Origin of the sequence: Photorhabdus heterorhabditis (assembly GCF_001280945.1) — a bacterium.
Classification (GTDB): Bacteria; Pseudomonadota; Gammaproteobacteria; order Enterobacterales; family Enterobacteriaceae; genus Photorhabdus; species Photorhabdus heterorhabditis.
The window spans coordinates 1-720 of the sequence record NZ_LJCS01000206.1 but is presented as its reverse complement, the minus strand read 5'-3'; the positions used below and the strand labels follow the sequence as shown (position 1 = coordinate 720).

The following is a 720-nucleotide window of genomic DNA, read 5'->3' as shown; positions in this document are numbered from 1 at the left end:
GTTTCTTTAACAACGGCGAGGTGTTCAATCAGAGTCATCATTGAGCTATCTGAAGAGAAATAAGCGTGATTAGATCATGTCATTACTCTACTTTCAATAGGCGTTAAAAAAGTATGCTCGCGCCCTGATCCAGATACCAAGCTGATAGTTTTCTTCAGGTGTGGTTCGCATCAATGTCACCTGAGAGTTATGCTCAAAAAACAGCCTGTTGCTGTAGCGTTCTGGAATAGTGTCCTTTGCACCAAAGTTAACTATGTCCAAAGCACCAGCACTGCCGACCCACGGAATAGCTTTTTTTGCAATGACGTCTAAACGTGTGTCAGGACAACCCAAAACACCCCCAAATAACAGATCGGCAATTTCTGTTAATGTAATATCTAAAACACAAACTAATTCGCCGTCCTTAGCCAATTTCTCCATGCTTGTTCCACCATTGCCGGTAGCATGAAAAGCCAGGCAATCGTATTGAGTATTTAACTCAGTCGTGAGCTGATTAATGCATTAGCTGCTTTGCTACATAAATGCCCCGCACTAATGAGATGGCCGCCCTCACCCTGTTAGCAATATATTGACAGCGTGTGATTTATTTTTTATTTAAGAGGCCACCATCATGAACACTATCGCATTGATTGGCATCGATCTTGGCAAGCATTCCTTTCATATCCATTGTCAGGATCAATCAGGAAAAGCGTTGCTGCGTAAAAAATTCACCCGAACTAA

Annotated in this window: 1 protein-coding gene and 1 pseudogene; one reads left to right on the top strand and one right to left on the bottom strand. The window is 42.2% G+C overall.

Going from position 1 to position 720, the window contains the following annotated elements; all coding sequences use genetic code 11:
- Window positions 1–93: 93 nt before the first annotated feature.
- A complete protein-coding gene (locus AM629_RS21345) occupies window positions 94–498 on the bottom strand; it encodes a Tm-1-like ATP-binding domain-containing protein (RefSeq protein WP_200905791.1) in 405 nt (134 codons plus the stop codon).
- 112 nt (window positions 499–610) lie between these two features.
- Between AM629_RS21345 and AM629_RS23805 the strand changes: the two are divergent.
- Window positions 611–720, top strand: a pseudogene (locus AM629_RS23805) (IS110 family transposase); the annotation flags it as partial.